The 15,620-nt window shown below is 57.1% G+C and carries 20 protein-coding genes; 13 read left to right on the top strand and 7 right to left on the bottom strand.

The features are described 5' to 3' along the window. Positions 1 to 145: 145 nt before the first annotated feature. Positions 146 to 601 (top strand): DUF2214 family protein, encoded by a 456-nt coding sequence (locus AC1D2P_RS09930; protein WP_477757592.1) that lies wholly within the window; start codon positions 146 to 148, stop codon positions 599 to 601. 192 nt (positions 602 to 793) lie between these two features. On the opposite strand, the gene csrA is transcribed toward AC1D2P_RS09930, so the two are convergent. Beyond that, positions 794 to 988, bottom strand: a complete 195-nt coding sequence (gene csrA / locus AC1D2P_RS09925) for a carbon storage regulator CsrA (protein ID WP_007938114.1) — start codon at positions 986 to 988, stop codon at positions 794 to 796. Positions 989 to 1,238: 250 nt separating this feature from the next. On the opposite strand from csrA, the gene AC1D2P_RS09920 reads away from it, so the two are divergent. Continuing rightward, on the top strand, positions 1,239 to 1,604 hold the full coding sequence (locus AC1D2P_RS09920; RefSeq protein WP_477757591.1) for an SPOR domain-containing protein: 366 nt from the start codon (positions 1,239 to 1,241) through the stop codon (positions 1,602 to 1,604). A gap of 66 nt (positions 1,605 to 1,670) precedes the next feature. Here the strand turns inward: AC1D2P_RS09920 and AC1D2P_RS09915 are convergent, their stop codons facing one another. The 3 genes from AC1D2P_RS09915 to AC1D2P_RS09905 all read right to left on the bottom strand — a co-directional run bounded on the left by AC1D2P_RS09915 (position 1,671) and on the right by AC1D2P_RS09905 (position 3,913). Then, positions 1,671 to 2,360, bottom strand: a complete 690-nt coding sequence (locus AC1D2P_RS09915) for an endonuclease (protein ID WP_046028251.1) — start codon at positions 2,358 to 2,360, stop codon at positions 1,671 to 1,673. A 4-nt stretch (positions 2,361 to 2,364) separates the two neighbouring features. Next, entirely contained in the window at positions 2,365 to 2,655 is a 291-nt protein-coding gene (locus AC1D2P_RS09910) for a DUF1654 domain-containing protein (protein ID WP_046028250.1), read from the bottom strand. A 169-nt stretch (positions 2,656 to 2,824) separates the two neighbouring features. Next, a complete protein-coding gene (locus AC1D2P_RS09905; RefSeq protein ID WP_046028247.1) occupies positions 2,825 to 3,913 on the bottom strand; it encodes an asparaginase in 1,089 nt (362 codons plus the stop codon). 348 nt (positions 3,914 to 4,261) lie between these two features. Between AC1D2P_RS09905 and AC1D2P_RS09900 the strand changes: the two genes are divergently transcribed. The 8 genes from AC1D2P_RS09900 to AC1D2P_RS09865 all read left to right on the top strand — a co-directional run bounded on the left by AC1D2P_RS09900 (position 4,262) and on the right by AC1D2P_RS09865 (position 11,910). Further along, positions 4,262 to 4,711, top strand: a complete 450-nt coding sequence (locus AC1D2P_RS09900; RefSeq protein ID WP_223523290.1) for a hypothetical protein — start codon at positions 4,262 to 4,264, stop codon at positions 4,709 to 4,711. Between the two features lie 189 nt (positions 4,712 to 4,900). Next, positions 4,901 to 5,857 (top strand): sugar ABC transporter substrate-binding protein, encoded by a 957-nt coding sequence (locus AC1D2P_RS09895; protein ID WP_109785853.1) that lies wholly within the window; start codon positions 4,901 to 4,903, stop codon positions 5,855 to 5,857. Positions 5,858 to 5,912: 55 nt separating this feature from the next. Next, positions 5,913 to 7,466 carry a sugar ABC transporter ATP-binding protein gene (locus tag AC1D2P_RS09890; RefSeq protein ID WP_223523288.1) on the top strand — a complete coding sequence of 518 codons (1,554 nt, stop codon included), beginning with the start codon at positions 5,913 to 5,915 and terminating at the stop codon, positions 7,464 to 7,466. Continuing rightward, positions 7,463 to 8,440 (top strand): ABC transporter permease, encoded by a 978-nt coding sequence (locus tag AC1D2P_RS09885; RefSeq protein WP_477757590.1) that lies wholly within the window; start codon positions 7,463 to 7,465, stop codon positions 8,438 to 8,440. The genes AC1D2P_RS09890 and AC1D2P_RS09885 overlap by 4 nt, the downstream gene beginning before the upstream one ends. A 3-nt stretch (positions 8,441 to 8,443) precedes the next feature. Beyond that, positions 8,444 to 9,463: a LacI family DNA-binding transcriptional regulator gene (locus AC1D2P_RS09880; protein ID WP_109785851.1), complete on the top strand. Its 1,020-nt coding sequence runs from the start codon at positions 8,444 to 8,446 to the stop codon at positions 9,461 to 9,463. A gap of 58 nt (positions 9,464 to 9,521) precedes the next feature. Further along, positions 9,522 to 10,439 (top strand): ribokinase, encoded by a 918-nt coding sequence (rbsK, locus tag AC1D2P_RS09875; RefSeq protein WP_109785850.1) that lies wholly within the window; start codon positions 9,522 to 9,524, stop codon positions 10,437 to 10,439. Further along, a complete protein-coding gene (gene rbsD, locus AC1D2P_RS09870) occupies positions 10,436 to 10,840 on the top strand; it encodes a D-ribose pyranase (protein ID WP_109785849.1) in 405 nt (134 codons plus the stop codon). The genes rbsK and rbsD overlap by 4 nt, the downstream gene beginning before the upstream one ends. Positions 10,841 to 10,881: 41 nt before the next feature. After that, the gene (locus AC1D2P_RS09865; protein WP_046028235.1) at positions 10,882 to 11,910 is read left to right on the top strand and encodes a nucleoside hydrolase; all 1,029 of its coding nucleotides are present in this window, start codon (positions 10,882 to 10,884) and stop codon (positions 11,908 to 11,910) included. A 33-nt stretch (positions 11,911 to 11,943) separates the two neighbouring features. Here AC1D2P_RS09865 and AC1D2P_RS09860 read toward each other — a convergent pair whose 3' ends face one another. After that, entirely contained in the window at positions 11,944 to 12,156 is a 213-nt protein-coding gene (locus tag AC1D2P_RS09860) for a hypothetical protein (RefSeq protein ID WP_046028234.1), read from the bottom strand. A 133-nt stretch (positions 12,157 to 12,289) separates the two neighbouring features. On the opposite strand from AC1D2P_RS09860, the gene AC1D2P_RS09855 reads away from it, so the two are divergent. Then, positions 12,290 to 12,595 carry a hypothetical protein gene (locus AC1D2P_RS09855; protein WP_019649602.1) on the top strand — a complete coding sequence of 102 codons (306 nt, stop codon included), beginning with the start codon at positions 12,290 to 12,292 and terminating at the stop codon, positions 12,593 to 12,595. Between the two features lie 165 nt (positions 12,596 to 12,760). After that, positions 12,761 to 13,081 (top strand): I78 family peptidase inhibitor, encoded by a 321-nt coding sequence (locus AC1D2P_RS09850; RefSeq protein WP_109785848.1) that lies wholly within the window; start codon positions 12,761 to 12,763, stop codon positions 13,079 to 13,081. A gap of 72 nt (positions 13,082 to 13,153) precedes the next feature. Here AC1D2P_RS09850 and AC1D2P_RS09845 read toward each other — a convergent pair whose 3' ends face one another. Together AC1D2P_RS09845 and AC1D2P_RS09840 are read right to left on the bottom strand one after the other, a co-directional pair. Next, positions 13,154 to 13,366 carry a cold-shock protein gene (locus AC1D2P_RS09845; protein ID WP_007905882.1) on the bottom strand — a complete coding sequence of 71 codons (213 nt, stop codon included), beginning with the start codon at positions 13,364 to 13,366 and terminating at the stop codon, positions 13,154 to 13,156. Between the two features lie 292 nt (positions 13,367 to 13,658). Then, positions 13,659 to 13,958, bottom strand: coding sequence for a hypothetical protein (locus tag AC1D2P_RS09840; protein ID WP_223523286.1), 300 nt, complete (start codon positions 13,956 to 13,958; stop codon positions 13,659 to 13,661). A gap of 385 nt (positions 13,959 to 14,343) precedes the next feature. Between AC1D2P_RS09840 and thrS the strand changes: the two genes are divergently transcribed. Continuing rightward, the coding region (gene thrS, locus AC1D2P_RS09835; protein WP_477811413.1) for a threonine--tRNA ligase at positions 14,344 to 15,620 on the top strand (1,277 nt) is incomplete at its 3' end.

Here is a 15,620-nt window from a genome sequence, read left to right as displayed (position 1 = left end):
GCGCCTATCCCCGGCAGCAACGCTATTTGACGATCCATTGACTCAATCCCTGATAAAGCGCCCTGCGCTCAAATCGGGCAAGTCCCGGTTTTTTGGGCTACTACTGACTGGCCAAACTCAAACTCGGTCTGACGGGGGTATATCAATGCTGGTTCATTGGTCACTTGCAGCAATTCACCTGCTGGCTTTTGCGCTGGGCTTCTGGGCGGTTTTGACCCGAGGGACGGCGTTCAGTCGCTTGGCGGCCGGGACGGGGGAGGTGCGTCGCGTACTGATGGCCGATAACCTATGGGGGATCAGCGCAGTCATCCTCTTGGTCAGCGGTGGAATGCGGGCCTTTGGCGGATACGAGAAAGGCACCGATTATTACCTGCACCAGCCACTGTTTCATCTCAAGATGACGCTCTTCGTGCTTATCCTGCTGCTAGAAGTCGCACCCATGGTGACGCTGATCAAATGGCGAATTGCGCTTAGCCGTGGTGCGGCGATCGATGCCGGGCGCGCAAAACTGTTTGCCCGTTTCAGTCACATCGAAGCGCTGCTGGTGTTGCTGATGGTCATTGCTGCGACGGGTATGGCGCGCGGGGTGACGTTTGGTTAAGCGGGTGCGATCAGGTCCTTCCTCGGGTTTATTCAGAAATGTCTGACAGCCATGGCATGTGACATGCCGGTAGTATCGACGTCTTGCCGGGAGGGGAGAGGGTGAGCAATTAAACGGCGGGCACTACAGCGCCCGAATCTTTAGCCAGCCGATGTTCAGGGCGAACGGGCTGGCTACTGACTGCAACAGGATTCAGGGAGTTTGTGGCTTGTCTGGCGCGGTGAGGCCAGCCTGAATGCGCTGATAGATTTCTTCACGATGCACTGCAACGTCTTTCGGAGCGTTGATGCCAATCCTGACTTGCTGGCCGCTCACGCCCAGGATGGTGATCGTAATGTCGTCACCGATGTTTATGCTTTCACCGACTTTGCGGGTGAGTATCAGCATGGTCTTCTCCTTGATTGCTTGGTAGGGCACCTGATTCGAACAGTGCAGAGGTCGGTGTTATGTATAGATTAGTGCGAAGTCTCACGGTTTGGGTGCCTCTTTCTGACGCGCAGATGCTGCATTAATTCCCAAGGCGTAACTATACAGAGGCTGCCATCATCATTCTCGTTGTTTTGAGTCCATTTTGCGGCACTCGAGAAGTATTCATGGGTGTTAAAATCGCCGCTTTCGGCATTCAGAGGGAACCGTTGTGCGCAAAATGGTCTTGGTATTCGCTGTACTGGCGTTGGCTGGGTGCGGTGAGGGTAAGGGGGTTGACGCTCAAAAGCCTAAGTCGGCAGTCGTTTCCGCTCCAGTAACGGCTACCGGGCCGCAATGGGATCTCGAGGTGCGAGGCGAAACAACCCAGGCTGTCAGCGATCTGAGCGGCTGGTTGATCGAGCATAGCTTCGTTTCCAACGTCATCATGGAAAATGGCAAGACGCGCATTCTGATGGGGCCATTCAGCTCGAAAGCCGAGGCCGAGGCCAAGCAGTCAGAGGTGGCGGCGGCGCTGGTTCGGGCCAAGAAGCAGAACATCGAATTGCTGGTGCTTGAGCATCCTTTGGCTCAGTGACAGTGGCAGATAGAAATAAAAAAGGCCTCGGGTATTACACCGAGGCCTTTTGTTTTTCAGCGGCTATCAACCGCAGGCTTTCATGTCCACCGGCCCGACAAACTCATTGCCGCGACCCATGACGCACGCCACGCTTTGGTTGCGCTGACGTTCCCAGGCTTCCACCGGATAGGTCTTGTTCCAGGCTTCGTACAGTTGACGATCCTGTTTCGACAGGCTCAAGCCGTATTGCTTGCTCATGTAAAAATAAGTCCGGGCGATCATGCCGCGAATGGATGGGCGGGGCATGACCTTCTTTGCCTTGAAGTCGACTTGGGTCAAGCACGAGCCATATTGACCGGTCTGCACCGGCAACCAACCAAAACTGAAGTTATTGCGATCGCCATTCACTTCGCCAATGCTCGGCACCAGGTTGTGCAAATCGGCTTCGGCCTTCTGGTAAGCCGGATCGTAACGGGTGCAGTTCTTGCGTCCGCCTTCCTGCCAGCACTGGCGCTGATGGCCGATCTGCCACGCAGGGACAATGTGCTCCCACTCGATGCGAGCCGCGCGTTTGGCATTTTTGCGTGGCACATAACCACAGGCCGCCAGGTTCACCTTGTTGCCGGTGTATTTGCAACCGCAATAAAACTCGGTGGATTGCGGTGCGTACAGCTTCCAGGCGACTTTTTTGGCTTCATTGAAAGTGCGTGGGGCGGCGGCCTGGGCGCCGAAGGTGATGAACAAAAACAGCAAAGCAAACCAGCGGACGCTCATTGACTCAATCTTCCTTCGGCACAACCCAGAAAATCTGCACGCCGCCATCGTCGCGATAGGCGAGGGTGACGTTGTCGTTCTCGTCGATTTCTTCGAGCAATTGCTCCCACTCATCCACGGGTTCATCCGGCAGGCGGAAGATCAGTGCGGCTTTGGCTTTTTGAGCGGTGGGGGAATTGATGATTTTCTGAACGCGCATGCCCATGCGTTCATAGGTGCCAGGAGAGGTGGAGGTGGTAGCCACGGGATTATCCTTATTAAGCTGTACGTGCATACAGTATTTAACTGTAAGCATTTTCGCAACTGCTTAAAATTCAAGAAAATCCTCTGACAGTGGTTTTTTCCGTTTGGTGTAGGAAGAGCGAAATTTTTTTGTCGGCGTTTTGCGGAGGGCGTTAACCACTCGTCAACGCTGACGAGTGGTTAATAAAGTGCCCGACCAGAACCGGTCGGGCGAGGGCGAATCAATATTCCCAGAACATCCGTTGCAGCTCTTTGCTGTCGTTGGTCTTGGTCAGTGCAACCATGGCCAGGATGCGGGCTTTTTGCGGGTTCAAATCGTGCGCGACAACCCAGTCGTATTTGTCGTCAGGCTGTTCGGCGTTACGCAGGACGAAACCGCCAGCGTTCACGTGAGACGAACGAATGATTTGAACGCCGTCCTTGCGCAGGGCTTGCAGGGCTGGAACCACGCGAGAGGAAACCGAACCATTGCCAGTACCGGCATGGATGATCGCTTTGGCGCCGGACTGCGCCAGTGCCTTGTAGGCCGTGTCGCTGACATTGCCGTAGGAGTAGGCGATTTCTACGTCGGGCAGGCTCTTGATGGTTTTGATGTCGAATTCCGAGTCCATGGTGTGACGCTTGGCCGGCAGGCGGAACCAGTAGGACTTGCCTTCAACCACCATGCCCAACGGACCCCAGGCACTTTTAAACGCTTCCGTCTTGATGTTGATCATCTTGCTGACGTCGCGACCCGACTGGATCTCGTCGTTCATGGTCACCAGGACGCCTTTGCCGCGCGCTTCTTTGCTGCTGGCGACGGCGACGGCGTTATACAGGTTCAACATGCCGTCGGCCGACATCGCAGTGCCTGGACGCATGGAGCCGACGACGATGATCGGCTTGTCGGTTTTTTCCACCAGGTTCAGGAAGTAAGCGGTTTCTTCCAGGGTATCGGTGCCGTGGGTGATCACGATGCCATCGACGTCTTTGCTGTCGGCCAGTTCGGCCACGCGACGGCCCAACTGAAGCAGGTTGTCATTGGTGATGCTTTCCGAGGCGATCTGCATGACCTGCTCGCCACGAACATTAGCCAATTGGCTCAATTCCGGAACACCGGCAATCAACTGTTCGATGCCAACTTTTGCCGCCTGGTAAGTTGCGCTGTTCGCGGCGCTCGCGCCTGCGCCGGCAATGGTGCCGCCAGTGGCCAGGATGACCACGTTCGCCAGCTTCTGTTTGGTTTCGACTTCTTTTGCTTGAAGGGCAGCAGGCAGGAGGAGCAAGAGGGCCAAAGCGCCCGGAATAAAAGTATTGAAAGCAGATTTCATTATTTTCTCTCTAGTAGTGAGACGGTGCTGATGCAAGTTCATCTAGATGCGCCCCTGGCAGATCTGAACGCCGGGGGTATGGGTGAAGAGCAGGATCTGTACCAGTCAAACGTCGATAGAAAAAAATATCTAACCTTATGATTTATATAGGTAATTGTTTTTAGTCTGATGCATGTTAAACGTCATGTTGTCCGGGTTTCCGAATGTGGTGTGCGTTTGCGTTCGGCTCTCCGAAAATGCCTACGACTTTTGCTGGCAAATTCGCCTTGCCAGATCTGCAATCAGTGCTAAAGAAAACCTCGCGCAGGTCGATGCCCCTGAAAGGTTATTTTTCTTACAGGAGTTAACGTGTCCTTCTCTATCGGTTTTCCAAATGCAGGCGCGATCACCATCGGTGGCAAATCCCCGTCAACGATCAATGCCTTGAGCGAAGCGACGGCAGATGCCTCGACAGCGGTTCTGGATAAGGAAGAGGGCCGCGACAACCAGGTTCGAACCGGTGGCGGAACGCAGGGCGCCGAAGCCAAGTCCGAAGGCGGCAGCACCCAAAGTATTGCGGTGCAAACGCTGCTCAAGCGTATGCAGGAACTGCAACAGCAACTGCGCGAACAACAGCAGCAATTGGCCGCCGCTCAGGCAGCGACTTATCCGACGCCGGAAGCCAAGGCTACAGCGGTCATGTCGATCCAGGGACAGATCGCCGACACCACCGGAGCGCTGTCACAAGTGACGGGTAATCTGGTGAAAGAGCTGGCCAAGGACTCCAGTACGGGTGGCCTGATCAGCACCACTGCGTAACGTGGAGGGGGAGGTTTTGTTTGCGAAGACGCCAAACAGCTCGTTGACAAATCCTGGCAGGATTCGCATAGTTCGGTCTACGCAAACGTTTGCGCGACCCTGTTCGCAGTCTGACTCCTGACGATTGGGGTCCAGGCGTTACTCCAGCGCAAGCACTGCTCACAATAATCATAAGATCGGAGTGAACCCATGAAGCTGCCATTCGCTGGACGTCTTCTTGCTGTCGCTATGCTGGCTGTCGCATCCGCTGCACTGCCTGTCTCATCGGCATTCGCCGAGTCTCCTGAAAAACCCAAAGTCGCGCTGGTCATGAAGTCCCTGGCCAACGAATTCTTCCTGACCATGGAAGATGGCGCCAAGGCCTACCAGAAAGACCATTCCGGCGAATTCGAGTTGATCTCCAACGGCATCAAAGACGAAACGGATACCGCTGGCCAGACACGCATCGTCGAGCAAATGATCCTGGCCAAAGTCAATGCACTGGTCATCGCTCCGGCGGATTCCAAAGCCATGGTTCCGGTGATCAAGAAAGCCATCGACGCCGGAATCACCGTGATCAACATCGACAACCAGCTGGATCCTGCCGTCGTCAAAAGCAAGAACATGACGGTGCCGTTCGTGGGCCCGGATAACCGCAAAGGCGCGCGTCTGGTCGGCGAGTACCTGGCCAAGCAACTGAAGGCCGGTGACGAAGTCGGCATCATCGAAGGCGTGTCCACCACCACCAACGCCCAGGCCCGTACCGCTGGTTTCAAAGATGCGATGGAAGCGGCGCAGATCAAAGTCGTTTCATTGCAGTCTGGCGACTGGGAGATCGACAAGGGCAACAAGGTTGCCGCCTCGATCCTCAGCGAGTACCCGGATGTCAAAGCCCTGCTGGCCGGTAACGACAGCATGGCCGTCGGTGCCGTTTCCGCCGTGCGTGCAGCGGGCAAGGCCGGCAAGGTGCAAGTGGTCGGTTACGACAACATCAACGCCATCAAGCCGATGCTCAAGGACGGTCGCGTTCTGGCGACCGCCGACCAGTTTGCAGCCAGGCAAGCGGTGTTCGGTATCGAGACTGCGCTGAAGATCATCAAGGGCGAGAAGGTCGACAGCGGCACCAACGGCGTGATTGAAACCCCGGTAGAACTGGTTACCAAGTAGGCCTTCTGGCGACACAACGGTGCTCGCCCGTCGGGGCGGGCACATGGAGAGTTTTATGTCCGTTTGCGCCCCGAACGCTGTCCTCTCGGTCAGCGGTATCGGCAAGACCTACGCTCAACCTGTCCTGACCGGCATTGACCTGACGCTGATACGCGGCGAAGTGCTGGCGCTGACCGGCGAGAATGGCGCGGGTAAAAGCACGCTGTCGAAGATCATTGGCGGGCTGGTGACGCCGACTACTGGCCAGATGCAGTTTCAGGGGCAGGATTACCGCCCCGGCAGTCGGACCCAGGCCGAAGACCTGGGCATCCGCATGGTCATGCAAGAACTCAATCTGTTGCCGACACTGTCGGTGGCGGAAAACCTGTTTCTCGATAATTTGCCCAGTACCGGTGGCTGGATCAGTCGCAAGCAACTGCGCAAGGCGGCGATCGAGGCCATGGCTCAGGTCGGCCTCGATGCGATCGATCCGGACACTCTGGTCGGCGACCTCGGTATCGGTCACCAGCAAATGGTCGAGATTGCCCGCAACCTGATTGGCGACTGCCATGTACTAATCCTCGACGAGCCGACGGCCATGCTGACGGCGCGCGAAGTCGAGATGCTGTTCGAGCAAATCACCCGCCTTCAATCGCGAGGCGTGTCGATCATCTATATCTCTCACCGCCTCGAAGAGTTGGCGCGGGTCGCCCAGCGCATTGCGGTTTTGCGCGACGGCAACCTGGTCTGCGTCGAGCCGATGGCCAATTACAACAGCGAGCAATTGGTCACCCTGATGGTCGGTCGCGAGCTCGGCGAACACATGGACATGGGGCCACGCAAGATCGGCGCTCCCGCGTTGACGGTCAAGGGCCTGACCCGCTCCGATAAGGTTCGCGATGTGTCCTTCGAAGTTCGCACTGGCGAAATCTACGGTATCTCCGGATTGATCGGGGCAGGGCGCACCGAGTTGCTGCGTCTGATCTTCGGTGCCGATACCGCCGACAGTGGCACGATCGCGTTGGGGTCACCGGCCCAAGTGGTGAGTATCCGTTCGCCGGCCGATGCGGTGAGTCACGGCATCGCTCTGATCACCGAAGACCGCAAGGGCGAAGGCTTGCTGCTGACCCAGTCGATCAGCGCCAACATTGCCATGGGCAACATGCCGGTGATTTCCAGTGCTGGTTTCGTCAACAACGCAGACGAGATGTCTTTGGCCCAGCGTCAGATCGACGCCATGCGTATTCGCAGCTCGAGCCCGACGCAACTTGTCTCCGAGCTGTCCGGTGGCAACCAGCAAAAGGTCGTGATCGGCCGTTGGCTGGAGCGTGACTGCTCGGTGATGTTGTTCGATGAGCCAACCCGTGGCATCGATGTCGGCGCCAAGTTCGACATATACAGTTTGCTTGGCGAGTTGACTCGACAGGGCAAGGCGCTGGTGGTGGTGTCCAGCGACCTGCGCGAGCTGATGCTGATTTGCGACCGGATCGGCGTGCTGTCGGCGGGGCGCCTGATCGACACGTTCGAGCGTGACCGCTGGACCCAGGATGACTTGCTTGCCGCCGCTTTTGCCGGCTACCAAAAACGTGATGCGCTGCTCAATGAAGCGGCGCCTAGGGACCTTCCATGAAAACTGCATCTTCTGCCAGCAAACGTAGTGGCAATTTCTACGGTCTGGGCACCTATCTGGGCCTGGCCGGTGCCTTGCTGGCGATGATTGCGCTGTTCTCGGTATTGAGCAGCCACTTTCTGTCTTATGACACTTTCAGCACGCTGGCCAACCAGATTCCCGATTTGATGGTGCTGGCGGTCGGCATGACTTTCGTGTTGATTATCGGTGGCATCGACCTGTCGGTCGGCTCGGTGTTGGCGCTGGCGGCTTCAACCGTCAGTGTGGCGATTCTCGGCTGGGGCTGGAGCGTTCTGCCGGCGGCACTGCTTGGAATGGCGGCGGCAGCATTGGCCGGGACCATCACCGGTTCGATCACCGTGGCCTGGCGGATACCTTCGTTCATTGTGTCTTTGGGTGTGCTGGAAATGGCCCGGGGCGTGGCCTATCAGATGACCGGTTCACGCACGGCCTACATCGGAGATGCCTTCGCCTGGCTGTCCAACCCGATTGCCTTCGGCATCTCGCCGTCGTTCATCATCGCCTTGCTGATTATCTTCGTTGCCCAAGCCGTGTTGACCCGTACGGTGTTCGGTCGCTACCTGATCGGCATTGGCACCAATGAAGAAGCGGTGCGTCTGGCCGGGATCAATCCAAAACCTTACAAGGTGCTGGTGTTCAGCCTGATGGGGCTATTGGCCGGTATTGCTGCGCTGTTTCAGATTTCCCGGCTGGAAGCGGCAGATCCGAATGCCGGCTCCGGGTTGGAGTTACAGGTGATCGCTGCCGTTGTTATCGGCGGCACCAGTTTGATGGGAGGACGTGGCTCTGTGATCAGCACGTTCTTCGGGGTCCTGATCATTTCCGTATTGGCGGCCGGTCTGGCGCAGATCGGTGCGACCGAGCCTACCAAGCGCATCATCACCGGCGCAGTCATTGTTGTGGCGGTGGTGCTGGATACTTATCGCAGTCAACGCGCAAACCGGCGGACCTGAATCATGGCAACGATCAAGGATGTAGCCGCACTGGCGGGCATTTCCTACACCACGGTGTCCCATGTGGTGAACAAGACCCGACCGGTCAGCGAAAAAGTGCGGGTCAAGGTCGAGGCGGCAATCAAAACCCTGGATTACGTGCCGAGTGCCGTCGCCCGCTCGCTGAAAGCCAAGACCACCGCCACCATCGGTTTGTTGGTTCCTAACAGCCTCAACCCGTACTTCGCCGAGTTGGCGCGAGGCATCGAAGACTACTGCGAGCGCAAAGGGTATTGCGTCATCTTGTGCAACTCCGATGACAACCCGGACAAGCAACGCAGCTACCTGCGTGTGTTGCTGGAAAAGCGTATTGACGGTTTGATCGTGGCGTCGGCGGGTGGCGATGCGGGGTTGGCGCAAGGCCTGGCCGGCGTGCGTACGCCGATGGTCATCGTCGACCGCGGGCTGGAGGGGGTGAATGTCGATCTGGTACGCATCGACCACGAATACGGCGCCTATCTGGCCACGCGACATTTGCTGGAGCTGGGGCATCGGGACATCGCCACCATCGGCGGCCCTTTGGGCACCAGTGTGGCGCAAATGCGTCTGGCCGGTTATTGCCGTGCCTTGCACGAGGCGGGCGTCGAAGTGAATCCCGAGCGCATGCTGGAAAGCGATTTCACCAGCACCGGGGGATACAGCGCGGCCGCGATTTTGCTGGAACGCAATGCTCCCAGTGCGATCTTCGCCGGCAACGACATGATCGGCATCGGTGTGTTGCGAGCGGCTGCCGAGCGCAACATTCGCGTACCCACTGAATTGTCGGTAATCGGCTTCGACGATATCCAGATGAGCCGTTACGTTTACCCGGCGTTGACCACGGTGGGGCAGTCGATCCTGCAGCTCGGTGAGATGGCGGCGGAAGTGCTTTTGCGCAGGATCGCCACCCCGGATATGGCCACTGATCAACGAATTGTGACGCCGAGTATTGTCTTGAGAGAGTCGACTGCGCCGCTTGCCGGTGTGTTCGTCCAGTACCGTTGAAATAGAAAAGCCGCTAAACCAAAAGCACCGCCGATACAGAATTGATGAGTAGCAATGTATGCCAGCAAAAGTAGTGGTGATAGGCAGCCTGAACATGGACCTGGTAACCCGGGCGCCAAGGTTGCCGCGTGGCGGTGAAACGCTGATCGGCGAGTCGTTTGCCACGGTTTCCGGTGGCAAGGGGGCCAATCAGGCCGTCGCTGCGGCCCGATTGGGTGCCGAGGTGTCGATGGTCGGTTGCGTGGGCAACGATGCGTATGGCGCAGAACTGCGCGAGGCGCTGCTGGCCGAGCGTATCGATTGTGATGCAGTCAGTACCGTCGATGACTCCAGCGGCGTGGCGTTGATCGTAGTCGATGACAACAGTCAAAACGCTATTGTCATTGTCGCGGGTGCCAACGGATCGCTGACGCCGCAAGTCATCGACCGTTTTGACGCCGTGTTGCAGGCGGCGGATGTGATTATTTGTCAGCTGGAAGTACCGGATGCAACGGTGGGCCATGCCCTCAAGCGGGGGCGTGAGCTGGGCAAGACCGTCATTCTCAACCCTGCGCCCGCCAGCCGCCCATTGCCGGCTGACTGGTTTGCCGCCATCGATTACCTGATCCCCAACGAAAGCGAAGCTTGCGTCCTGAGTGGTATGCCGGTGGATTCCCTGGCGTCGGCTGAAGCCGCTGCGACCCGATTGGTTGCCATGGGGGCCGGTAAGGTGATTATCACTTTGGGCGCCCAGGGCTCGTTGTTCGCCGATGGCTCGCGCCTGGAGCATTTTCCCGCACCGAAGGTGAAGGCAGTCGATACCACGGCCGCCGGGGACACCTTTGTCGGTGGTTTTGCCGCCGCATTGGCCGCTGGAAGCAGCGAAGCCGAAGCGATCCGGTTCGGTCAGGTCGCAGCGGCGTTGTCGGTCACCCGGGCTGGCGCACAACCTTCGATTCCCACGTTGTCTGACGTACAGGCGTTCAAAGCACCATGAAAAAAACACCGCTGCTCAATATCGCGCTGTCTCGGTTGATCGCCTCCCTGGGGCACGGCGACATGGTCGTCATCGGCGATGCCGGTCTGCCGGTGCCATCAGGCGTCGAACTGATTGATCTGGCGCTGACTCAAGGGATTCCGGATTTCATCAGTACCTTGAAGGTTGTGCTGAGCGAAATGCAGGTCGAAAGCCATGTTCTGGCCCAAGAGATCCTGAGCAAGCAGCCGCCAGCATTGAGTGTGCTGGACGAACTGAATGCCGAAGGTCAGCTGGGTTCGCGCGAGTTGCTCAGTCATGACCAGTTCAAGGTCCTCAGCCGACAGGCACGGGCGATTGTTCGTACAGGAGAATGTGCGCCGTACTGCAACATCGTGTTGGTGTCGGGAGTGACATTCTAACGCTGCCTACATTCGTTTCCCCCAAGCACAAGGAGTGCGACATGAACCGCTATGCTGAGAAACTGCACCATCTGCTCCGGAGTCTGCTGCTTTTGTCCCTGATTACTGCAACGAGCGCCCAGGCGGCGGACAAGATCGACTTGATCATCGACACCGATCCGGGCGCCGACGATGTGGTCGCTTTGCTGTTCGCCCTGGCATCACCCGAAGAACTGAACATTCGTGCGCTGACCACCGTGGCCGGCAATGTGCGACTGGACAAGACATCGCGTAACGCGCGACTGGCTCGTGAATGGGCGGGGCGCGAAGATGTGCCGGTGTATGCAGGAGCGCCGAGGCCCCTGATACGTGCCCCGATCTATGCCGAGGACATTCATGGCAAGGAAGGGCTGTCGGGTATCACCGTTCATGAGCCGAAGAAAGGCCTGGCTGATGGCAATGCAGTCAATTACCTGATTGATACCTTGAGGGCTGCCAAGCCCCACAGCATCACCATCGCGATGCTCGGTCCACAGACCAATCTGGCCCTGGCGCTGATCCAGGAACCTGGAATCGTTCAGGGCATCAAGGAGGTGGTGGTCATGGGTGGTGCGCATTTCAACGGTGGCAACATTACTCCGGTGGCCGAGTTCAACTTGTTCGCCGACCCACAGGCCGCCGAAGTCGTATTGAAAAGTGGCGTGAAGCTGACCTATCTACCGCTGGACGTGACCCATAAAATCCTCACCAGCGAATCGCGCCTGAAGCAAATTGCCGCGCTGAACAACAATGCCAGCAAGCTGGTGGGCGATATTCTCAACGAATACATCAAAGGCGATATGGAGCACTACGGCATTGCGGGTGGCCCAGTGCACGACGCGACCGTCATCGCCTACCTGCTCAAGCCCGAACTGTTTAGCGGTCGCTCAGTCAACGTGGTTGTTGATAGTCGCGACGGCCCGACCTTTGGCCAAACCATTGTCGACTGGTATGACGGACTGAAAGCGCCGAAGAATGCTTTTTGGGTCGAAAGTGGCGACGCTCAGGGTTTCTTCGACTTGCTGACTCAGCGCCTGGCTCGTCTGAAGTAAAACCCCCCGCCCGCAGGTGCCAGCCTGTGGGTTTTACGCCCGTCCTGCCTCTGCCGCGGCCTTTTGGTCCGCCAGGTGTTTTTCGAAAATCTGTTCGATGAAAGACTGTGCGGCCTCAGTCCCCAAGTCCCTGACGAGCAGGTCGATGCCGATAATGGCGAGTTCTTCCGTACTGCTTGGGCTGTAAGAGCTGTGCCCGTCTTGCCACTTGGCTTTGATGTCGGCGTCGATGCTTACGGTGGTCATGATGGCACTCGTTAAGTCGGGAAAGTCTGAATGTCGAGTTAACCATTTTTGCGCGGTGTTTGGCACTCCGACTTAGGCATGAGGGGAGGGCTATGCGACACTTGGTTTTTGGCGAATTTTCAAGGACCGCGCTGTGCAGATCGATTTGAACACTCCTGACGGTTTGACCCTTGAGGCGGTGCGCCAGTTATTGGCATCCGCCAGTGACGACGAACACACTCAGTTGCGGGTTACCAAGGGCGGTATCGCCTACATTTCTTCAGGCGTCGTAGGCGGCACTGATATCGACGGGCTGAGATTTCGGCTGGAGACGTGGGCTAAAGGCTCGGGATATGTAGGCTTGGTCGCAGCCAGTGACGAGGTCTGGGTCATGCAGATCTTCAATGCGCTGAAAGACAACTGGCCGAACCCACCGTATGACTACATCGACGTTTATTAAGCGCTATTAATATTCAGTCACGATTGAGTGCTAAAGGGCAGGGCAATGCTCAGGCAAACTCAGCGCTCGTCCGAAATGGGGGCGGGGTGATGGCATTCACCTTGAAACCAATCGCCAGAACGGCGGTCGCACGATCTCAGCTTAACTATTGAAAAAGGAGGCTTCATGCCTTGGAAGCTCGCGTCATTGGGTGCCTTGTTGGCCGCTACTCTGCTGGCAGGTTGCAGCAGCACGTCGCCTGAGTCGGCAACGGACCCTGTAACGACGACTGACACGGGTCATAGCCGCTGTGAAGCAAAGGCTGCCGAATTCACCCTTGGCAAACCAGCCTCACCGCAACTGCTGGAGCAGGCGCGCACTCGCGCAGGCGCACAGAACGCACGATTCCTGTCGCCTAACGACATGGTGACCCTGGAGTACCGCTCCGATCGTTTGAACCTGAACACCGATGCCAATCGGGTAGTCACTCGCGTCAACTGCGGCTGATCGCACCAGGCTTTTGTTTCGCCCATAAAAAACCCCGCCACATGGACGGGGTTTTTTTAGTGCGGCTGAAAATTACTCAGCGCGGACTTGTGCAGCTTGCATACCCTTTTGGCCTTTCTCAGCCACGAAGGAAACGGTTTGGCCTTCTTTCAGGCTTTTGAAACCGTCGCTTTCGATAGCTTTGAAGTGTACGAACAGGTCGTCACCGCCACCTTGAGGAGTGATGAAGCCGAAGCCTTTTTCATCGTTGAACCATTTAACGGTGCCGGTTTGGCGATTAGACATGGTGTATCTCCAAGAAACATATATTTTCAGTAGTGCTGTGCTGCTCAGGCCAACTGGGCACACCCGAGTATCATAGTCGAAATGTTCGCTTTGGGAGCCCCCCGGACGTGCTGTTTGCCTTCATGATGCATGTTTTTCGTAGCGTCGAATGGCTGGAAGCCCCGGTTTAAGCGGCTTTTCGCTTAAAAAAACGGATGTAAAAAAAGCCATAAAAGCTGCGTAAATAATGTAAATCAAGCGTTTTTGGGCCATTTCAGGCCCTTGGGTTGCTCAAAAAGAGCTTTGCAAAACCTTATTTCTGGACTCTGCACACCGAGATTTCTTTCAGGGCGCGCTGGCCCAGTTCCTGGCTAGGCGGTGTTTTTTTGTCCATCAGCTGCGCGATTTCTTGCGTGGTGAATTTCTTCTCCAGAACGTCGGCACCGCATGCACAGTGCTTCTTTGCTTCGGCCGGGTTTACGCTTTGGCTGGCCGCTTTAGTGCAATCTCCCATGTACTGGTCTTTCACGCCGGTTGGCCAGGCGGCGTGTGCACTCAGTGGCAGTAGCAAGGCCAGCGGGGCGGCGAAGGCTAAAAGACGGATAACGCGCATGTCAGGAACTCCTTGGGGTGGATAGTCTGTAGCGATTCTCAGCCTATTTGAGGTGGCCCGTACATCTCAAGTTCACTTTGCGCCCTGGAAAGTGTGGAAATCTTCATTGTCCGAACGCGTACGCATCGACGACCGTTCATCTGTGCTAGCATGCCACGCTCGGGCGTTTGCAAGCTCCGGATGACCTTCAGTCCCGGTGGCGGCAATTGCGCGAATAACCCTGATTTGAATCCCAGTCACTCTGGTTCGGTTTTCCGGTTGGCCGCAAGGCTCCTGCCGCTGTAAGGCAGGCGTTCGTCATTGAATGGCCTGGATCGGATCTTGTACTGGCTCATCCCAACCCACGTGACCTTTGGTAGGGGTCACCACTAGGAGAGGAGGCGCCATGCCAACTATTACTCTTCCCGACGGCAGTCAACGTTCATTCGATCACCCGGTATCCGTAGCCGAGGTCGCCGCATCCATTGGTGCAGGTCTGGCCAAGGCCACCGTGGCCGGCAAGGTCAATGGCAAGCTGGTCGACGCCAGCGACATCATCGACAGCGATTCCACGCTGCAAATCATTACGCCAAAGGATGAAGAGGGGCTGGAGATCATTCGCCACTCTTGCGCCCACCTGGTTGGCCACGCGGTCAAGCAGTTGTACCCGACCGCCAAAATGGTGATCGGGCCGGTCATTGACGAAGGCTTCTATTACGACATCGCCTTCGAGCGTCCTTTTACTCCGGACGACCTGGCCGCCATCGAACAGCGCATGCAACAGCTGATCGAAAAAGATTACGACGTGATCAAGAAAGTCACTCCGCGCGCCGAAGTGATCGAAGTGTTCAAGGCCCGTGGTGAAGACTACAAACTGCGCCTGGTCGAGGACATGCCGAACGAACAGGCCATGGGTCTGTACTATCACGAAGAATACGTCGACATGTGCCGCGGTCCGCACGTGCCGAACACGCGCTTCCTGAAGTCCTTCAAGCTGACCAAGCTGTCCGGCGCCTACTGGCGTGGCGATGCCAAGAACGAGCAATTGCAGCGCGTTTACGGCACCGCGTGGGCAGACAAGAAGCAACTGGCGGCTTACATCCAGCGCATCGAAGAAGCTGAAAAGCGTGATCACCGCAAGATCGGCAAGCGCCTGGGCCTGTTCCACACCCAGGAAGAGTCGCCGGGCATGGTGTTCTGGCACCCGAACGGCTGGACTCTGTACCAGGTCCTCGAGCAGTACATGCGCAAGGTTCAGCGCGACAACGGCTACCTGGAGATCAAGACTCCTCAGGTCGTTGACCGCAGCCTGTGGGAGAAATCCGGGCATTGGGCCAACTACGCCGACAACATGTTCACCACCCAGTCGGAAAACCGCGACTACGCCATCAAGCCGATGAATTGCCCTTGCCACGTGCAAGTGTTCAATCAAGGCCTGAAAAGCTACCGCGAGTTGCCGATGCGCCTGGCCGAATTCGGTGCCTGCCACCGTAACGAGCCATCGGGTGCGCTGCACGGCATCATGCGTGTGCGTGCGTTCACTCAGGATGACGCCCACATCTTCTGCACTGAAGAGCAGATGCAGGCTGAATCCGCAGCGTTCATCAAGCTGACCATGGACGTTTACGCCGATTTCGGCTTTAAAGACGTCGAGATGAAGCTGTCCACGATGAAGCTGTCCAC

The organism is Pseudomonas sp. P1_F1_2, assembly GCF_056405815.1.
The sequence above is the reverse complement of the archived record's forward strand: the minus strand, read 5'-3'. Positions and strand labels throughout refer to the sequence as shown.